This is a genomic window from Nostoc sp. UCD121, assembly GCF_014222285.1.
Lineage (GTDB): Bacteria > Cyanobacteriota > Cyanobacteriia > Cyanobacteriales > Nostocaceae > Nostoc.
On record NZ_JACKZS010000006.1, the window covers coordinates 18,145 to 37,141 of the forward strand.

The 18,997-nt window shown below is 40.9% G+C and carries 11 protein-coding genes; 3 read left to right on the forward strand and 8 right to left on the reverse strand.

The window, feature by feature from the left end:
• Nucleotides 1–560: 560 nt before the first annotated feature.
• Both GNF10_RS02430 and GNF10_RS02435 read left to right on the forward strand, forming a co-directional pair.
• A complete protein-coding gene (locus GNF10_RS02430; RefSeq protein ID WP_185585287.1) occupies nt 561–1,436 on the forward strand; it encodes a GNAT family N-acetyltransferase in 876 nt (291 codons plus the stop codon).
• Nucleotides 1,437–1,498: 62 nt separating this feature from the next.
• Nucleotides 1,499–2,248 (forward strand): Uma2 family endonuclease, encoded by a 750-nt coding sequence (locus GNF10_RS02435; RefSeq protein ID WP_185585292.1) that lies wholly within the window; start codon nt 1,499–1,501, stop codon nt 2,246–2,248.
• On the opposite strand, the gene GNF10_RS02440 is transcribed toward GNF10_RS02435, so the two are convergent.
• The 3 genes from GNF10_RS02440 to GNF10_RS02450 all read right to left on the reverse strand — a co-directional run bounded on the left by GNF10_RS02440 (nt 2,245) and on the right by GNF10_RS02450 (nt 3,961).
• Nucleotides 2,245–2,778 carry a hypothetical protein gene (locus GNF10_RS02440; RefSeq protein WP_185585288.1) on the reverse strand — a complete coding sequence of 178 codons (534 nt, stop codon included), beginning with the start codon at nt 2,776–2,778 and terminating at the stop codon, nt 2,245–2,247. The genes GNF10_RS02435 and GNF10_RS02440 overlap by 4 nt on opposite strands.
• Before the next feature lie 65 nt (nt 2,779–2,843).
• Nucleotides 2,844–3,047, reverse strand: a complete 204-nt coding sequence (locus tag GNF10_RS02445; RefSeq protein WP_185585289.1) for a ChaB family protein — start codon at nt 3,045–3,047, stop codon at nt 2,844–2,846.
• A 470-nt stretch (nt 3,048–3,517) separates the two neighbouring features.
• Nucleotides 3,518–3,961 carry a pyridoxamine 5'-phosphate oxidase family protein gene (locus tag GNF10_RS02450; RefSeq protein ID WP_185585290.1) on the reverse strand — a complete coding sequence of 148 codons (444 nt, stop codon included), beginning with the start codon at nt 3,959–3,961 and terminating at the stop codon, nt 3,518–3,520.
• A 1,044-nt stretch (nt 3,962–5,005) separates the two neighbouring features.
• On the opposite strand from GNF10_RS02450, the gene GNF10_RS02455 reads away from it, so the two are divergent.
• The gene (locus GNF10_RS02455) at nt 5,006–7,111 is read left to right on the forward strand and encodes an acylase (RefSeq protein WP_185585902.1); all 2,106 of its coding nucleotides are present in this window, start codon (nt 5,006–5,008) and stop codon (nt 7,109–7,111) included.
• Nucleotides 7,112–7,168: 57 nt separating this feature from the next.
• Here the strand turns inward: GNF10_RS02455 and GNF10_RS02460 are convergent, their stop codons facing one another.
• The 5 genes from GNF10_RS02460 to GNF10_RS02480 all read right to left on the reverse strand — a co-directional run bounded on the left by GNF10_RS02460 (nt 7,169) and on the right by GNF10_RS02480 (nt 18,994).
• Nucleotides 7,169–7,549, reverse strand: coding sequence for a hypothetical protein (locus tag GNF10_RS02460; RefSeq protein ID WP_185585903.1), 381 nt, complete (start codon nt 7,547–7,549; stop codon nt 7,169–7,171).
• Complete coding sequence (locus GNF10_RS02465; protein WP_185585901.1) at nt 7,515–8,858, reverse strand: MFS transporter; 1,344 nt, start codon at nt 8,856–8,858, stop codon at nt 7,515–7,517. Before GNF10_RS02465 ends, GNF10_RS02460 begins: the two co-directional genes overlap by 35 nt.
• 184 nt (nt 8,859–9,042) lie before the next feature.
• Nucleotides 9,043–9,843, reverse strand: a complete 801-nt coding sequence (locus tag GNF10_RS02470) for a cupin-like domain-containing protein (RefSeq protein WP_185580371.1) — start codon at nt 9,841–9,843, stop codon at nt 9,043–9,045.
• A gap of 120 nt (nt 9,844–9,963) precedes the next feature.
• A complete protein-coding gene (locus GNF10_RS02475) occupies nt 9,964–11,211 on the reverse strand; it encodes an aspartate aminotransferase family protein (RefSeq protein WP_311774095.1) in 1,248 nt (415 codons plus the stop codon).
• A 211-nt stretch (nt 11,212–11,422) separates the two neighbouring features.
• Nucleotides 11,423–18,994 (reverse strand): non-ribosomal peptide synthetase, encoded by a 7,572-nt coding sequence (locus GNF10_RS02480; protein ID WP_185580373.1) that lies wholly within the window; start codon nt 18,992–18,994, stop codon nt 11,423–11,425.
• Nucleotides 18,995–18,997 lie beyond the last annotated feature (3 nt).

An 18,997-nucleotide genomic window follows, 5' to 3' on the forward strand; every position in this document is an offset into this window, starting at 1 on the left:
GCTAAATGTTTCGAAATTTTGCAAGGAATATTTAGCGCTACAAATGATACTTGCCAAGATTTAGAAACAATTCCCCACTAACACTTTCGGACTAAGGCACTGTGTTGGAGTTGACATTTTAACTACTGAAACAACATCAGGAAGACAACTATGAGATTCTTCTTCTGCGGGAGCATCCACTTTTGGCAGAAGCCCAAATAAAATGTAGTTTAGGAAATAAATGGTCAATTTTGTCGAATAAGCTGTTACGCAAATAAGATTGCACATCAACTGGTGAGGTTATCCTTTGTCCTTGGTAACACACAAATGACTAATGACTAATGATGGTCTACACGGAAAATAGTGCAATATGTAAGCGCGTTAGCTTACAAGCTTTGCGCCGTCACGGTCTTGAATTGAAGCTGTATGTACGACAACCATCAAAATTAAACTAAGAAATGTTGGGGTGAACGTTGGAAGCGCAACACTTACGCGCTGCTATCCAGTTATGCTTTCCTTTTTCAGGATTTGCTGAAATTAATCTTGTAATACAAAATGTAATTAAGGGTAATACTTAAACTATGAGCCAGTATCGTTTCAAACAGTCATTCTCTGCTGAACCCAGCATCAGCGATAAGCTTTTTGACTTGATGGAAGTCACATTTCCCGGACTCACGAGTTTAGCAGAATGTGCAAGAAAACTAGGTGCATCCTGGGAAACAGCTTCAACTCCGTTTATTCGCTTTCATGATGATATGGCTATTACCCATGTGGGAGTGTTAGAAATTCCTATGCAAATTATGGGACAAAAGCTCACTGTCGGAGGAATTCATGGAGTAGCTACCCGTCTAGAATTTCGCCGGAGAGGTTATTACCGTGAAGTAATGGAAGAAATGCTAAGATATTGCGATCGCATTTACGAAACCTTGGTATTAACAACACCACAGCCAGAATTTTACTTACCTTTTGGCTTTCGTGTAGTCGAAGAACATATCTTCAAAGTTAAATGTGACTCTACAGCTAGCACTGATGGCTTCAGAACACTGGATTTTACAGATACCAAAGATTACACATTGCTACACAGACTTTTAGAAACACGTGCCCCTGTCTCTAACATAGTTGGCGTAGTCAAGGAAAAACCTGTGTTCTGTGTCAATGAAGGAAGTCGCACTTTATACTATGCAGAAGATTTAGATTTAATCGCCTGCATGGAGATAGAAGATACCCGACTTCATCTTTTTGATCTCGTAACACCGCAGATATGCTCTTTGAAGAATATTCTTGCTAAGATATCTCAACCGATTGAAGAAGTAGTGATTTACTTTAGTCCAGAACTTTTAGATGTTAAAGATGTGCAAGCATTCACCCATGCGTTTGACGAAACTGTGCTGATGGTTCGTGGTAATTTTGCAGCAGAAGGGGAAAAATTTATGCTGCCTCGTTCTGCAAGGTGTTAAGTTACTCAAAAACAATTGAATCATAATAGAACTGAGAGTTTCATCATTACGACTGCTTTATGATGTATCAAACTGACCCGCCGCGATCGCCAAAAGATGTATTGCCGACCATGTATGATCTTCCCAGTGAAGACCCAGAGGAGCCTGGTTTGCCCGATCAGTTTCATTTATTGCAACCTCGTCTGTTAGACGAAACCTTTCGTCCACAGAATTATCCTAGTGATGAGATATTTGTTGCTAGCGATCTGAATCTTTATTACGATCCGCGCCATCCACTGTGGCATAAACGGCCAGATTGGTTTGCTGTTTTAGGTGTTTCGCGTCTCTACGAACAACGAGATTTACGCTTAAGTTATGTTGTTTGGCAAGAGGGAGTTCATCCTTTTATTGTGGTTGAATTGCTGTCTCCAGGCACTGAAAAGGAAGACTTGGGACAGACATTGCGGGATATCAAGCAACCGCCAGGAAAATGGGAAGTATATGAACGGATTCTACGTGTTCCTTATTATGTAGTATTTGATCGGTACAAATATGAGTTTAGAGTATTTAAATTGGAAGGTGGTCGTTATGCTGAGATAGCACTCTCAGAGCCACGTTTTTGGATACCGGAATTAGAATTAGGCTTGGGTGTGTGGCAGGGACAGTATCAAAACGTAGAACAGCCGTGGTTGCGCTGGTATGATTGGACAGGGTCCTGGGTATTGACTTCTACAGAACAAGAAAGCCAACGGGCTGAACAAGAAAGACAACGGGCTGAACGGTTGATTGCACAACTACGAGCGCTCGGCGTTGAACCCGATGTAGATACTTAATTCCTCACAAGTTTGCTCTTTTGAGAATAGTCTGTATAGCCTTGAATATTCTCTGGTTCAAATTGACCCAGTACACGCGAAGCTTCGCGTGTTAAATCCTCATTTCCGGTAACTACAATTAGGTATTTACCAGCATTCAGACGGTTACGATAGGGTAAAGCATCGCCACTGCCAACTGTTATGCCGGTTCCGCGACCAATTAAAGCAGCCCCCAAAGCACCGCCTATAGCTCCTAAAATGCCGGCAAGAAATTCATTGCCAAATCGAGCAAACTGGGGAAATAGTTCAACTTCTGTGAAATGGTTGAAGGCATAACCTGCAACAAATCCAAAGATTACAAGCCCCCCAAAGAGCCGAGTTGATTGTTTGCGGGCTTGCTTGTCGGGATCAATCATTCCAAATTCATCAGCACTTAGATAACCATCTCCCAAAATATTCACTTGTGAAGTTGGCAAGCCTGCTTTTTCCAGAGCAGAGTAAGCGGCTTCTACTTGTATTCGATCTGGTAAAACTGCAACAAGGTAATTCATAAGGATTTCCTTTTTAACAAAGATTTTTTGTGCAAAATTAATAAAACTGCTGAATACGATCCGAGCTATTCTGGCTTTTTGTGCCATTGCCCATCGTTGCCTTTTTCATAATCGCGTTTCACAGCGCTCCAAGCAACACGAAAAGCACGCTCCTCTTCATCATATTCTTCTTGAGCATTGTTAAATGCAGCTCGAAAAATTTCTTGGGCGTGTTTGGGTAAGTGATCTTTGACTGAATCAGGTAAGTCTGCAATCTCTTGGTAAGGCATAAATTTCTTTTCCTTACTTGATGGAGTAATGTTAAATATAGCTGTTCTCGGCCCTTAATAACCCAACCCCCTAAGAGCAAGCTAGAAAGGCAAGGTGCTTTCATACGAAGAAATAAAAATATATAAGTCTTGATTTCTCATTTTGTGATATAGCTTTTTACCCATCTCCAAACCTCTCTCCGTTTCGGGGAGAGGCTTTGAAACCCAGTTTTAGTTTTTTCTCTGGTTGTATGAAACCACACTGCTTAGAGCAAGCTAGGAGGGGGCTATGATGTACCTTTTAAAAAATGCCGCCGCTTTAGCTTTACCTCTAAAGACAGATGGTTTTGTGCGGATTCATCATTATTTTTACCTGTCATTACATTTTTCTTAATTTAAAATATTTAGTCTTTGCCAATTTACTCCAACAATTACACGACCTTAAATAATTCGTAATTATTAAGTACAAATTCTTTAAAGTCGTGATGGTGTTAAAAACTAATTATTTGTGGCTTAAAACTCGATACACTATCCCAATAATTCACCTGGTTAATATTCACCTCAATCAAGGCAATATCGGGTTCATCCAATCCTTTAGGAAACCAGGTTTGAAGTTCCGGCTTCCATAATTCTCGCATCTTGTTGCGGTCTTTCACTAGTTGTGATGTACCTGAGATAGAAACATATTGCTGCTGTTGAGGTGACGAAAAACTAACATTGACCTGCTCATGATGTTCAATCTCAGCTACCTTATGGGAACCAGCGTAAGTAAAGAACCAGAGTGTGGCTTCATCGTTAATCTCACCACTTTTTGACATGGGGTAACTATGCAAACTTCCATCATCATCGACTGTGGTAAACATACCATAATCAATATCTTTGATTAGTTCATACAGCTTTTGAATCTCTTGAGCGCGGTCTGTAGAAGTTGCCATTGTTTGTACTATTTTCTCTATTTACTACTGGACTATAATTTTTGATTACAACCAGCTTGTAGGATGGTAAAGTTATGTTTTAGTATTAGCTTTTTTAGTTTAAATTGCGTGAGTCTACAGGTGTAATTCTATTAAAATTAGCTTTTTTATTTCTATCTATAGAGATATTGATTGGGAGTGAATATTCTGTGTACACACATTTAGTCATAGTAAGGTGAACTTTATGCTTATTTCTTTAGGCATAAATTTTATAATTTTTGTCCTTAGCATAGCGTAAAGCCTTCTCTATCAGAGGTTTTGTCAACTGCATATTTTCTCCACAAGATGCTAGTTGTAGTCCATTCTGGCTTGTATTACGGGAGCAATGCCATTTTGTGAGGTCGGCTAGTTGTATCTTCTAAGCAAGATTACTACAATTATTGTATTAAATACTAAGTCTATACGTGAAAGTTGATTAGCGATCGCTCTCCAGGTGAGGTCATCTCACAAAATCGCATTGCTCGCAAGTGTAGTCGCTTTTATCATTTGATCCTGCTGTCACTTGAAAATATTATGCTCTGCTGGTTAGTTGTTTTTTCAATGGGCAGTCTCAATATTTAACAGCTTTGTAATCATTACAGTTGATAATCTTTTTTGATAAATATATAGATTACATGATCGTGTAGCCTTTCCCCCATTTTTTAAATTGAGTAGAAGATGCAATTCTAGCTTTGATATAATTTCTCAACAAAGTGGTATTGTTAGATCAACTTAAATCTGCTTTGTCAAAGTCACTTGCGTGCAGCTTTACCTTGTTACCAAGAGGCTGCTCTTTGAAATGACCAAGAAATAATTTACTACTACTTGTGGGGTGGACATCTTGTCCGCCCTCAGTTACTGGTTAGCTCTTTGGCCTACCCCACAAGAAGAGTTGGATGTTTTTTTATTTGGAAGTTTCTTAGTAGAGGTGCAGAAGGGCAAAGGGAAAACTCTTCTCTCCTGCTTGTCTTTTGACCAATAAGCAGTTTTAGTCACCAAGCGTTACATCTGTAAATGGTGGTGTTAATGAGGATTGATAGTTTAGTCAGAGTTTACAAAAGAAAATCAATACGCGTTTTACCCTTAATACTCAGCTTGATACTGGTTTTGTTTGTCGGAAGCCGCACTATAGCTGTACCAACAAAATCCACAGAGATATTATGGGATACATACGGTGTGCCGCATATTTACGGGAAAGATAACCAGAGTGCATTTTATGCCTTTGGTTGGGCACAAATGCAAAGTCATGGAGATTTACTTTTGCGTCTCTATGGTCAAGCACGGGGACGCGCAGCCGAATATTGGGGAAAGGAATACCTAGAGTCAGATCGTTGGGTACAGACTGCGGGAGTACCACAACGCGCTAGTACTTGGTACAAAGCACAGAGTCCAACTTTTCGTAGTTATCTTGATGCTTTTGCTGCTGGGATCAATGCTTATGCAAAACAAAATCCGAAGTTAATTGACAATCAAGTTGAGATAGTGCTACCAGTCAGGGCAGAAGATGTCATGGCTCACTTACATCGGGTAGTCAATTTCACCTTTGTGGTAAATCCAGAGTCAGTATTAGACCTGAGCAAAGAAAAGTTGCAAGCAGGATCTAATGGTTGGGCGATCGCACCAAGTCATTCTGCGAATGGGAATACCATGTTGCTAGCAAACCCACACCTACCTTGGTCAAATTTATTTTTGTGGTATGAAGCCCAAATCACCGCACCAGGGATTGATGCTTATGGGGCAACACTTGTAGGTATTCCTGTATTAGCGATCGCCTTTAACAACAACTTAGGTTGGACTCACACCGTCAATACTTATGATGGTTGGGATGTTTATGAACTCACACTGGCAGGTAATGGATACCAGTTTGATGACAAAGTTCGTAACTTTCAGACAAAAACCCTCTCCTTAAAGGTGAAGCAGAAAGATGGCTCCTTGCAAGAGCAACCATTAGTCGTGAAAAGTTCTGTCCACGGGCCTGTGGTAGCCGAGAAAAATGGTAAAGCCGTGGCGCTAAGAGTTGCAGGTCTTGACCGACCAGGTGTACTCCAAGAGTGGTGGGATATGGCACGAGCAAAAAATCTTGCCCAGTTTGAAAAGACACTCCAGCGCTTGCAATTGCCGATGTTTACGGTGATGTATGCGGATCGAGAAGGGCATATTATGCACCTATTTAACGGTCAAGTTCCAGTACGCTCTAGTGGTGATTTTGAATACTGGGAAGGCATAATCCCAGGAAATACATCTAAAACCTTGTGGACAAAACTTCATCCTTACCAAGATTTACCGCGCATAGTTGACCCGAAGAGTGGCTGGTTGCAAAATACAAACGATCCACCTTGGACAACTACATTTCCAGCCGCCATTAAAGCAGATAATTACCCGCCTTACATGGCACCTCGTTTCATGGATTTTCGCTCCCAACGTTCTGTAAGAATGCTGGCTGAGGATGACAAAATCTCTTTTGATGAAATGGTTGCATACAAGCACTCTACTCGTATGGAATTGGCCGATCGGATTTTGGATGATTTAATTCCGGCTGCACGCAAATATGGTCAGGGTTTAGGACAAAAAGCAGCCAATGTCCTAGAAGCCTGGGATCGGCAAGCCAATGCAGATAGTTGCGGGGCCGTATTATTTGCTTTTTGGGTGCAACAGATGGACTTAGATAAAACGTTTAGTAAACCCTGGAATGAAAACTCTCCACGCACCACACCCGATGGTTTAGCTAATCCTGAAAGTGCAGTTGCAACTCTGCAAGCAGTCGCAGCAGAAGTAGAAAAGACCTATGGAGCGCTTGATGTACCGTGGGGTCAGGTTTTTCGGCTACGGTTAGGTGATGTCGATTTGCCTGGTAATGGTGGAGATGACGACCTGGGAATTTTTCGGGTACTAGAGTCTGCTCCTGGAATAAACGGGCAGTTCCAAGCTGTTGGAGGTGATTCCTATGTTGCTGCAATTGAATTTTCTAACCCTGTACGAGCAATGGCACTCACCAGCTACGGTAATGCATCTCAACCCGGATCGCCCCACATTGGCGATCAGTTACAGATGTTCGCTAACAAAAAATTGCGGGCTGTGTGGCGCGATCGCTCAGATATTCTTGCTCATCTAGAAGAACGTAAAATATTCTGAGGTCAATAGTCTACTTTTAGCGTTTGCGATCACCCACAAACTTTTCAGGGACAATAATTAGTCTATAAGGCTGATGCTGTCTAGACTTAAGCTTAGTTTTTGGAAATGCCTGGGGCGATCGCATCCAAGAAATATAGCGGTTCTCAGTTGGGTGCAATATAGTAATTCAATATTGATGATCAAGGTGAAATTCCTCAACACTCCATCACGCAGAACTTCCAGGAAATTAGTGGAGGTAAATGAGCAATCGATGCTGTTGGCGAAGTCAAAAACGCTCTTGTTTGGGTAAGTCAGTTCAGCAATCAAGCGATTGAGAGCTTTCTGAACACCTTTGTAACCAGGAGCCGACTTACTTAAGATCCAATAAAATGCGATCGCTTCCTTGTTAATAGGGTTTGACGTACTAACCCTGCTTTGGCGATCGCTCTCCAGCATCATAGTCAGGCACAATACTTTCTACATTTCGCAGCCTTTGCCAAGTATATCCAGCTAAACCAAGAAGTACACCCAAGAACGAAAACAGAGTATATTGCAGTGCCATCCCTGAACTAGAACCAGTACCAAAAAAACTGCCGAATATAGGCGCTAGGCTACCTTCAGGCATCATCGCTGGGCGGAAAAAATTATCCGCCAAAGGCCCAGCGATCGCCAAGCCTAACGGTGAAGCTATGAGAGTGAATAGATAGCGAGTAGTAAAAACTCGTCCTTGCACATTTGGTGGTACTTTAGATAGCCAAATTACTTGATTTGAACTAGAAACCCACGGCCAAAATACAGATGCCAAAAAGCCAGTAATCATCCAAGTTGAAGGTAGATTTGCCAAGCTAAAGACCATCATGATGCTGTAATGCAATATGATGCCTAGTAATAAACCGTGAATGCGGGGTTTAAAACCGCCCCAAACACTCAGCCCTAAAGCACCAACTAGACCGCCTAAACCAATAGCAGATTGGATGCTGGCAAACACTGCGGGATCGCTGCCACTGCGAGCCAACAGAAAAGACGAATGTATTCCAAAAAGAATAGAATCAATTGAGTGAAATATGAATAAGAATAATAGAAGATTTAGTAAACCAGAGCTTTTAATAATGTAGCGTAAACCAAATGTCAAATCTTGCCAAATATTTGCCTCTTCTAAATCCTTCTCACTTGGTAAAGGTTGTGGTATATGTACGATGCAGATGGTACCGATCGCCAGTATAAATGTAACTATATCAACGGCTAAAATACCTTGCAGACCTATTACATAGTAAAGTGCCCCAGCTAGCCCTGGCGCTATGATATTCGAGCTAAACTGACCTATTTGTTCACTCATGACAACAGCTCTGGTGTAATGCTGTTTAGGAACAACCAGAGAAATTGAAGTTGAAAATGCGAAATATTGCAGGTGACGAAAAGGCCCAAGTATGACAGCAGAGGCGTATATATGCCAAATTTCTAGGTGGTTAGTTAAAAAAAGTAAAAAGATACTAATAGTAGAGATACCCGATGCTGCATCGCCTAAAATCATCAAAACTTTGCGATTACAACGGTCAACAATTATGCCAGCAAATAGAGTAGTAATTAATCTGGGCAATTGGTTAAAAAGGATAATTAAGGATAAGGAGGTTGCTTTACCTGTAATATTCCAAGCCCATAGTGTAATAGCAAAATCAGTCATTTCGGAGCCAAGCATTGACAGCACCTGAGTGCCCCAGATAAGTAAAAAGGTGCGGAAGTTGGGTTGAGAAATATATTCTTCTTTCAAAGTTAAACTCCTAACACAATGACAGAAAATTTTGCTCTTTTTTAATTGCACATACTGTTAACTTTCTTGACCAGCACAAAAAATAAGATAGCTAGAGCAGAACATTGCTTTAAACCAAGCATCAAAACTAATCAGATTTAAAAGTTTAAGCTGATTAAGAAAAAATACTATGTAATTATTAAGTTCAAGCTTTAGTAAAATTCTGAGTAAAAACAGGATGTTGTTCCCAAATTTTACATATTTTATTGGTATATACCCACATATTAATATTTATGGTGGTGGTAAGAGATAGGGCTTGATGCCACCAAAAAGCGGGAATAAACAGTATATCGCCTGCGTTTAAAACGGCTTCTAATCCATTAGCTTCACTAAATAGGGGAAACATTTCTAAGTTTGGTTGCTGTGGATCAATAGGACTTGACCAAAGCTCATCGTCAATTTTCTTTACATAAATTTTTTCGTATTCTTCTGGTGCAAATAAAATAAATACTTTCTTGCCAAATATTTGAGCATTAAAGTTATCATCTGGATCGTTATGGATTGTTGATTTTTGATTAGCTGCTCCTATCCATATCCGAATATCAAATCCGCTATTTTCTGGGAAATAATTAGGAAATTCAAAATGTGGCTTTAAGTGATCAAAGTATTCTTGAGCCAGGGGTGAAGTTAAAGAAAGATTGCCAAGATATGATGGACGCTGGCTATCTGTATTAAGTAATTCAATGCTATCTATATAATCAGCAACTGATATTTCTGTTAGTGCTGTTGATTCACCAAAGAATACATTGATTTCATTGTCACTTTGTCTCACAGGAACACGTACATTTCCAAACATACTTTTCAAGGTGTCCGGCTTCCACAGAGAACAAGCTGGCCACTCATTAGCTACACCAGAGATAATTACTGGCTTGTCTTGCATGACAAACTCATGTTGGAATTCTTCCACGGTTGGTTTTTCAATGCGTTCAATAGGTTTAAGTTGCATATTATTTTAATTTTCCTAGTGAATTTTTCAGGCGATCGCTCTGGAATAAGTTGCGCGACAATCCAGAGTAGTCTAAAGTGTAATTTGGGAATATTACTGATGGTTTTGCTAAAATAAAACCTATAACAAACCTCCTGAGCGCAAATCACTAATGCTATCTTTCACAGTCTGAATTATGTAATTGATATCTTCATCTGTATGGGCTGTTGAAAAGAAACCGCTACCACCCCTGCTCAAAAGACCTTTTTCTATTAGATGATAAGATAACAAATTTAAACCCATTGCTCCTGAAGAGGATACATCCTTTGATTGTGTAGAATTTCCAGCAGGAACTGGGGCAAATAACGAGCCAAAGTGTCCCATCTTTATAGGCAAGTTTTCTGATTCAAAATAATCATTTAATGTTTGAACAAACTGTGATGTTCGTTGATTCAACTGTCTTTGTAAACTTTCTCCCTGAGCTTTGAGATGCTCCAGTACAGCTCGTGCAGCTGCTAAAGATAAAGGATGTTTGCAGTATGTGCCTGCAAAAAATGTTGTTTTTACTTTAGGAAAAGAAGAATCTCCATAATTCCACATTCCCCCATCGATTTTATCCATATAAGCCGCTTTACCAGCAATGGCACTAATTGGCATACCTCCACCTAGAATTTTTCCATAGGTAGCTATATCTGCTTTAATGCCAAACCATGCCTGCGCTCCACCTGGATGAATACGGAAACCAGTAATCATTTCATCGAAAATTAAGGCTATATCCAATTCTGTTGTTAATTGCCTCAATTGTTGCAGAAATTCCTGAGGTTGTAAATTAAGGTTGCTATCTTGTACAGGTTCAACTAAAACCGCCGCTAATTCATTTTTGTGAGCTTTTATTACTTCTAATGATTCAGGGTTTCCGTAATCTAAAACCAAAACATCTTCTATAAGACTTTGTGGTATACCACAAGTTAAAGGAACAGTTTGCAATTTACCCTCTAATTTTCTAACCTTAACTAAAGTTCCATCAAAATGACCGTGATATGAGCCGGAAAATATGACAATTTTAGAGCGATTTGTTACTGCTCTGGCTATACGAATTGCTGTCATTACAGCTTCTGTACCTGTATTGCTAAAAGTAACTCTCTCCATCCCGGTCATTTCACATATTAACTCAGCTACCTCGCCAGCCAACTCTGTTTGTAGACCAATTTGGATACCTTCTTCTAGTTGTTCTAGTAACGCCGCTTTGATAAAAAGTGGGTTATGTCCGAAGATATTTATACCTAAACCCATAACAACATCTACATATTCATTACCATCAACATCCCAAATTCTCGAACCTAGAGATTTTTTCGTAATAATAGGATAGCAAAGCTCTTTTAAAGGCAAACTAAAACCCACAGGATTGCGGCTATCAGCTAAGTTAAAACGATGGTTTTGTGTAATTTGTTTGGATGTCTTTGTTCTCGCGTTATAGTTAGCAATGAATTGAGCTAAATAATTTTCTTGCCCATTCTGAGGTACGGGATCAGCAGTAGATAAGGTTTGTTGTAAGCTAAAAAACTTTTTTTGCATGATAGTTATACTTGGCGTGAGTTAATTAAGGGTAATTTTCGGCTGGCTGCTTTGGGTTTTGGATAAAACCACTACGAATCAAGTAGGAAACATAGGTATTGATCAATTTCTCATCTATCAGTGGACAAAAGATAGAACTGCTAACAAGTTCATTGATTGTATTTTCACAATCGAACTTTAATTCTTTTAAATTTTGAGTTTGATTGGAGGTAATAAAAAATGGGATCAGTGGATATAAAGGATGGTCTGGGGAATGTTCAGATATTTTTACTAATTCTGCATACCACTGTTCATGAGAAATTTGTTCCAGTGAGTAACTAAAGGAACGGATGCTATTAAACAACATCTTTAAATCAAGAAGCTGAGGATTAAGTAAGTGAAAACCTTTTCCCAAGGATTTTTGTTGCTGAGATAAATGGACTATGGCTTTACTGACATAATCAACAGGTAATAAACCCTGTATAAATTTCCCATTTGGGATACTTCCCAACTGAATACATCCTATCAGCAGCCTGTATAAGAGGTCATTGGGATTAAACGCACCTGTTTTACTATCCCCAGATATTCTTCCTGGTCTGTAAATAGAAACTGGTAAGCCGCGATCGCGGGCAATACTAACTAATTTTTCTGCAACCCATTTACTTTGAGTATAGCCGTCTTCTGGTAGAGGGTAATCATCAAGACTGAACTGTTCTTGAATCAACTGCACTCCATTACCCGTAGGTGCAGAGAAAACGCTAATAGTAGAAATAAAATGTACAGGCTTGATTTTTATTTGGCTGGCTAATCGCAAAACTTCCTGGGTTCCCAGCACATTTGCAGCCTTAAGTCTGGAGTATGGAGAAGCATGATGCACCCATGCGCCATTGTGATATATAACATCAAGTTTTCTCGCTAGTGCTGTAAACTGAGCTTGGGAAAGACCCAAAAGTGGCTGAGATAAATCTCCCACAACTGGGATAATTCTAGAGCTATGAGATTCATTCCAAATTAAGTACGATTCTAGAGTGTGCTGAATCTTCTGCTTACCTTCCTCAGCATTGGCGGCACGTACTAAGCAATAGATATCTGCTTGTGTCTGTTGGAGAAGTTCATCCAGTAAGAAAGCACCTAAGAAACCTGTTGCACCTGTAAGAAATACACAGGCTGGTTCAGTGATGTATTCAATCGGTTTACCTTCAGTAGTAATTGCTGGATCAAGAACAGCCTCAGCTTTGAGATCCAAAGTAGGATTAGTAATAGCAACTGTTGATGATTGTGGTTGATGGGCTATTTCCAGTTTTGCTGCAAGAGTTTCTACGGTTGGTGCTTCAAACAGAGTCTTTAGGGGTAAATCTATTTGGAAAGCGGTTCGGATACGTGCAAATAACTGGACTATCAACAAAGAATGTCCACCTAAATCGAAAAAGTTCTCATCAATGCCAACTTGCTGGATGTTGAGAATATCACTCCAGATACCAACTAATTCTTTTTCTAACAGGGTACGAGGAGTTATAAAGCTGTTTTCATGTTCTGGTTTAGCTATTTCAGGTACTGGCAAAGCTTTTCGGTCAACCTTGCCATTCGGTGTTAAAGGCAGGCTTTCCAAGAACACAAAAGTGTTAGGAATCATATAATATGGCAATTGCTGCTTGAGGAAGTCTCGCAGTTGACTAACGGTGGGTGTATCTTGACAATTAGCAACTACATAGCCTACGAGTGAATCTTGCTTGGCAATAACAACTGTCTGTTGCACATCTGGGTATTTTGCCAATATTGCTTCAATTTCTAAGAGTTCAATGCGGAAACCGCGAATTTTTACTTGATGATCGAGACGACCGAGAAATTCAATTTTGCCGTCACTTAAGTAGCGAACTAAGTCACCAGTTTTATACAGCCTTTGTTCCTTGTGGACTGTAAAAGGATTAGATATGAATCGTTGAGAAGTTAATTCTGGTCGATGCCAATAACCACGCCCTACTCCCATACCTCCAATGTACAGTTCACCTGGAACCCCAATTGGTGTGGGCTGTAAGTGGCTGTCTAAGATATACAACTGAGTGTTGGCGATGGGACGACCAATAGAAACAAGCTGATTGCCAAACTCTATTTGCTGTACTGTAGACCAAATTGTTGTTTCTGTTGGCCCATACAAGTTCCATAGACTGTGACACTGCTGCAACAATTGATTAGCTAATTGTAATGGCAACGCTTCACCACCGCAAAGTATCTTAAGTTGCTTGTTACCCTGCCAACCGACTTCTAGCAGCATTCGCCAAGTAGCTGGCGTGGCTTGCATGATTGTTGCTTGAGAATTGGCAAGTAAGGCTGACAGTTGCACGCCATCGCTTACTACTTCTCGGCTAGCTACTACGACACTTGCACCAACCATTAATGGTAAGAAGATTTCCAAGGCTGCAATGTCAAATGCAATAGTAGTGACTGCTAGCAGTATATCCTGTTGCGTCAACTCCACAGTTTGGTGCATGGCATTTAAGAAGTTGACAACATTACCATGAGCTATTTCTACTCCCTTGGGCTTACCTGTTGAGCCTGAAGTGTAAATCACATAAGCCAGGTTATTTGTTTTGGCAGAAATTACGGGGTTTTCTTGACTATGGTGTTGAATTTCTTCCCAGTCTGTATCTAGGCAAAATGCTTGTATTGCTTCTTCAAATAATTGTACTTTTAGTTTGTGTTGAGTCAGCAGCAGTGGCGATCGCGAAACGCCCAGCGTAGCTGATCGCACATCCTGTTTGATATATGCCAAGCGTTCCTGGGGATAAGCAGGGTCGAGGGGGACATAAGCACCACCAGCTTTTAATATCCCCAACAACCCAACTACCATCTCAATGGAACGGTCAACACAAATCCCAACTGGTACTTCTGGGGCGACACCGCATTTTTGCAAATAGTGAGCTAGTTGATTTGCTCGCTGGTTTAACTGGCGGTAGGTTAGTTGCTGGTCTTCAAACACTACAGCTACTGCATCTGGTGTTTTTTCTACCTGTTCCTCAAATAATTGATGGATGCACTTATCTTGGGGATACTCTGTTTGCGTACTATTCCACTCCACCAATAACTGATGTTTCTCTGATGGAGTCAGTAGAGGCAGTTGTGCAACTCGCTCTTGGGGATGAGCCACAATACCCGCAAGCAATATTTGGAAATGTTCCACCATGTGGGCAATAGTTGCCGCATCAAACAAATCGCTGTTGTATTCAAACTCACCACTAATTCCTGACTCATTCTCCTGAATTGAGATGGTCAAGTCAAACTTAGCAGTTTTGCTGCTACTTGCCACCGACTGCAAAGATAAGCCTGACAACTCTATACCCGAACTTGGTGCATTCTGGAGGATAAACATGACTTGGAATAGCGGAGTGTAGCTCAAGTCTCGCTCCGGTTTTAATTCTTCCACCAGCAAATCAAAGGGTAAATCTTGATGGTCATAAGCTCCCAAGCTGACTTCGCGCACCCTAATGAGTAACTCTCGAAAAGTCGGATTATCTGATAAGTTAGTTCGCAGCACTAGGGTATTGACAAAAAAGCCAATTAATCCTTCCAATTCAGCATGATGACGATTGGCAATTGGTGAACCGACTACAATATCGCCAGTATTACTGTAGCGGTATAACAGCACTTTGAAAACTGCCAGTAGGGTCATAAATAATGTCACTCCCTCCTGGCGGCTGAAGGTTTTGATAGCTTCAGATAGCTCAACCGACAGCGCAAAACTAGTGGTTTCTCCCCGGAAAGTCTGCACAGGAGGTCGAGGTCTATCGGTCGGTAAATTCAAGCTCGCGGGAATGCCATTGAGTTGCTGTTTCCAGTAGGCAAGTTGAGTTTCTAGTACCTCTGCTTGCAACCATTGCCTCTGCCAAACTGCAAAGTCTGCATATTGAATCGGTAGTTCAGGCAGTTGCGGTTGCTTACCGCAAACAAAACCTTCGTATAATGCTGCTATTTCCCTAACTAACACCTCCATTGACCAAGCATCGCCAACAATATGGTGCATTGTTAACAGCAAGATATTTTCTGTGTCGTTTAACTGTAACAAGGTCACTCGTAGTAATGGCCCTGTAATTAGGTCAAAGGGACGTTTTGCTTCTTCTAAAGCCAACCGTTGTACTTGATCTTCTTGCTCATCAGCAGCTAAGTCTTGCAGAGCCACTATTTTTAATGTCAGTGTCTGTTGGGCTGCAATTACCTGTATGGGTTGCTTGCTACCCATGACAAAGGTAGTGCGTAAGGCTTCGTGACGGTTGATAATTGCGTTGAAGCTTTGCTCTAGTGCGCCAATACTGAGATTGCCGATTAATTTGACCGCAGATGGCATATTGTAGGCGTATTTTTCCGACTCTAGCTGATCCAAGAACCACAGCCTTGCTTGAGCAAAGGATAGGGGTAGTTCTGATGGGCGATCGCACACATGTAGAGATTGAGATGGCAAGCCTAGTTGTTGTTGCCGGATAGTTTGTAAGTTATCGCTAAAGGTTGCTACTGTCGGATTTTCAAACAGATTTCTCAGTGGCATTTCTACCTGAAATGCTTTTCGCACTTGGGAAATTACCTGAGTAGCTAATAAGGAGTGTCCACCTAGTTCAAAAAAGTTATCGTGAATACTTACTTTTCCTAGCCCCAGGATGTTTGCCCAAATTTCCACCAGCATTTCTTCTACAGGGTTACGAGGTGCAACAGAGCCATTAATTTCGTTTAGTTCAGTTGCATCGATTTCTGGCAAGGCTTTGCGGTCAACTTTGCCATTTGGTGTTAAAGGCAGGTTTTCCAAGAACACAAAAGTGTTAGGAACCATATAATATGGCAGCTGCTGCTTGAGGAAGTCTCGCAGTTGACTAACTGTGGGTGTATCTTGACAATTAGCAACTACGTAAGCAACAAGAGAATTTTCTTTGGCGATAACAACTGTCTGTTGCACATCTTGGTGTTTTCCCAATATCGCCTCAATTTCTCCTAATTCGATGCGGAAACCGCGAATTTTTACTTGATTATCAGTTCGACCAATAAATACAATGCTGCTATCAGGTTGGTAGTAGGCTAAATCGCCAGTTTTATATAGACGTGCTTCTGGCTCATTACTAAAAATATTAAATATAAATTTCTCTTCAGTTAACTCTGGGCGATGATGATAACCTCTTGCTAAACCGACACCACCAATGTAAAGTTCTCCAGAAACACCAATCGGTACTGGGTGCAAGCAAGAATCTAAAATATAAAGTTGGGTGTTAGAAAAGGGCCGCCCAATCGGTACTAACTGCTCTGTTGATAAGTTCCCCGTAGTACTTTCAAAGTAGGAACTGTCAATTGTGGCTTCAGTTAAACCAAAGGAGTTAATTAGCCGTGTTTTTTCTCCAAGGAAGGTTTGATATTTGCGGTATTCTGAGCCATACCAACTATCAGAACCACAGATTACCAACTGCATAAAGCCGAGACGCTGTTGACTGCTTTCTAAATACTGTATGAGGTTATTTAAAACAGTCGGCACAAATTCAGCACAATCAACTTTGTGTTGGCAGATGTAAGCATACAGTTGCTTTGGTTCTAGTAAAAAATCATGAGGACACAAAACTAACTTGCCACCAGAGCATAAAGCACGACTCAGATCACCGACAAAAACATCAAAAGAGAAACTAGCCATTTGCAGATGAGAATGTACTAGCGATCGCAGTTGATAAGCTTCTTCCCAACCAAAATAGGCGTTGACAAGGCTCCTATGCTCAACCATCACCCCCTTTGCTTGACCCGTTGAACCTGAAGTATAGATGAGGTATGCTAAATTTTCAGCTTTAACAGTGCTACTAGATAAATTAGATTCTAATTCCTGCAAAATCAACTGCCACTCTGCATCCAAACAAACGATATTTCCTTGATAAGAGGGCAAGATATCTACCAAATTCGTCTGAGTCAATAGGACTGGACAATCTGCATCCTGCAACATGAAAGCCAGTCGCTGCGAAGGTAGATTTGAATCTAGCGGTACATAAGCACCACCAGCTTTCAGAACTCCCAAAACTGCGATTATCATCTCCAGGCTGCGCTCTACACAAATGCCTACCAATACATCTGGAGAAACACCCAATTTTTGTAAATAGTGCGCTAGTTGATTTGCTCGTTGGTTAAGTTGTCGATAAGTGAGTTGTTCATTTTCAAACACTACAGCTATTGCATCCGGTGTTTTTTCTGCTTGTTCCTCAAACAATTGATGGATGCACTTATCTTTGGGATACTCTGTTTGCGTACTATTCCACTCAACTAATTGCTGGTGGATTTCGGCTGCTGTAAGCAAAGGTAGCGAGGAGAGAGATTGGTGAGGATTAGTAGCTATACCCTCTAATAATGTTTTTAGATGACCTAACACTCGTGTGATGGTAGCTGTATCGAAGCGATCGCCATCATATAAAATCTCTAACGATAACTCTCTACTTACATTGGCACTAATAGTAATCGGGTAGTTTGTAGATTCTACAGACCGTACATTAAGAATCTGCATTCCTGTAGCCCATTCTTTTAAAGAAGCGTCTACAGGGTAGTTCTCAAACACTAAAATACTCTCGAACAAAGGCAAATCTCTAGGAACTTCACTCCATCCCTGCACTTGCACCAAGGGGCTGTATTCATACTGCTGCACCTCTACCTGTTGCGCCTGGAGTTTTTGCAGCCAAGGAATCAGCAACTCACCCCCAGAAACCTGTACCCGCACTGGCAAGGTGTTGATAAACAGCCCTACCATTGAATCCGAACCGACTAATGCAGGTGGACGACCGGCGGAAGTAGCTCCAAAAAGAACATCTTCCTCCCCACTGTAACGACTCAGGAGTATAGCCCAAGCTCCTTGTACTAAAGTATTTACAGTTAACTTGTGCTGTCGTGCTAAAGATTGCAGCGCGGCGGTTGTGGCTGATGATAGCTTTAGTGACTGCTCATTATATCCGGCTGCACCATTTGCGGAACTATTTATCCGCAACTGTGTAGGAGCAGTAAAACCTTGCAGGGCTTTGCGCCAAAATGCTTCTGCTTGTGATAAGTCTTGTTGCTGTAACCAAGCAATATATTCTGCATAAGAACGACAGCGCGGTAACGATATAACTTGCCCATTACATAGTGCTTCGTAAGCTTGAGATACTTGCTGAAGCACCAAAGCCCCAGACCAGCCATCTAAAATTAGGTGGTGACTGCTCCAAATAAAATGATACGTTTCTTTGGCTACCTGTATAAGAGTCAAACGCATCAGGGGTGCTTGAGAAATATCAAACCCTTGCTGACGGTCTGCTTGTAAAAATGCTTCTAGGCGTTTTGGCTGTTCGGATACGGGGAATTCTTGCCAGTCGTACTGTTGCCAAGGTAACTGTAAATTTCTATTTACTACCTGAAACGGCTCTTTGTGCTGCTTCCAGTAGAAAGAGGTGCGTAAAATAGGATGCTGATTTATGACTTGTTGCCAAGCTTGCACAAAAGCTGCAATGTTAAGACTTTTACTAAAGGTATAACAACTTTGAACTACATAAACGCCTGATTCTGGGGCGTAAAGCGTATGAAAGAGTATGCCTTGTTGTGTAGGTGATAGCGGATAAATATTTTCAATATTTTTTTTGTTCATTAT

Bases quoted from the DNA above. Each gene is read 5' to 3' on its own strand.
- GNF10_RS02430 (WP_185585287.1), top strand. From the start codon at position 561: ATGAGCCAGTATCGTTTCAAACAGTCATTCTCTGCTGAACCCAGCATC.
- GNF10_RS02435 (WP_185585292.1), top strand. From the start codon at position 1,499: ATGTATCAAACTGACCCGCCGCGATCGCCAAAAGATGTATTGCCGACC.
- GNF10_RS02440 (WP_185585288.1), bottom strand. From the start codon at position 2,778: ATGAATTACCTTGTTGCAGTTTTACCAGATCGAATACAAGTAGAAGCC.
- GNF10_RS02445 (WP_185585289.1), bottom strand. From the start codon at position 3,047: ATGCCTTACCAAGAGATTGCAGACTTACCTGATTCAGTCAAAGATCAC.
- GNF10_RS02450 (WP_185585290.1), bottom strand. From the start codon at position 3,961: ATGGCAACTTCTACAGACCGCGCTCAAGAGATTCAAAAGCTGTATGAA.
- GNF10_RS02455 (WP_185585902.1), top strand. From the start codon at position 5,006: ATGAGGATTGATAGTTTAGTCAGAGTTTACAAAAGAAAATCAATACGC.
- GNF10_RS02460 (WP_185585903.1), bottom strand. From the start codon at position 7,549: ATGATGCTGGAGAGCGATCGCCAAAGCAGGGTTAGTACGTCAAACCCT.
- GNF10_RS02470 (WP_185580371.1), bottom strand. From the start codon at position 9,843: ATGCAACTTAAACCTATTGAACGCATTGAAAAACCAACCGTGGAAGAA.
- GNF10_RS02480 (WP_185580373.1), bottom strand. From the start codon at position 18,994: ATGAACAAAAAAAATATTGAAAATATTTATCCGCTATCACCTACACAA.